The sequence below is a fragment of the Dellaglioa sp. CoH-57-MRSF-19 genome (assembly GCF_056781975.1).
The window spans coordinates 1-680 of the sequence record NZ_JBXAXW010000057.1 but is presented as its reverse complement, the minus strand read 5'-3'; the positions used below and the strand labels follow the sequence as shown (position 1 = coordinate 680).

The 680-nt window shown below is 56.0% G+C and carries 1 protein-coding gene; it reads right to left on the bottom strand.

What is annotated here, in order from left to right:
* Positions 1–613, bottom strand: a 613-nt coding sequence (locus AC1RO3_RS08155) for a phage tail sheath subtilisin-like domain-containing protein (RefSeq protein WP_481763954.1), incomplete at its 3' end; no start/stop codon positions are given.
* Positions 614–680: the final 67 nt, after the last annotated feature.

Sequence of the window (680 nt, the reverse complement as noted above, 5' to 3'; positions counted from 1 at the left end):
AATAGAGCGCGACCTTTATCACGTTCACAATACGACGAACCGACAACCACGAGAGCGCGCTCATCTGCGCAGCAAGCGTCTGTTGTTCCCACAACGCGATACCCTGACCAACGAACGTCTGCGTGTAGTTGACCTGCGCTTGGAACAGAGCATCCATCTGGCCCTGATCGTACGTGTAGCGCGTACCCAGCACGTTGACGATGCCTCGGTTCAGACCCGCAGGTGAGAACGACGGGTTAGCCACGCGATCCGTACGAGCACACAACGCACCCGCCCAACCCGAGAACGGCACATATTGCTGCTTACCGTTGATCGTATCTGCCTCAAGAACGTCGGGAGCGAACAACGCGCTATACGTCGAGTTGAGGTTCAATTGCAGATTGCGATAGTTGATCGCTTGTTGGAACTGCTGAGCATTCGACGGAACATCGAGTAGTGCCACGCAATCACCGCGCTGCTGGGCCAAGCTATCCATCGCAAGCTGCACGTCTGGACTGGCGTGGCCCGAGTTCAGCAGGATGTTGATCTTGTACAGCTGCTTGTTCGCAAACACGTTCCATGCGCCAGCGACTTGAAGCGACGTAACAGCACCGCCCGAGTTACCGCCCACCATATTCACAGGAGTACTGACCGATGAGATAATGGGAAGAGGTGTCGGCAGGCTCGGTACGTTCGACGTT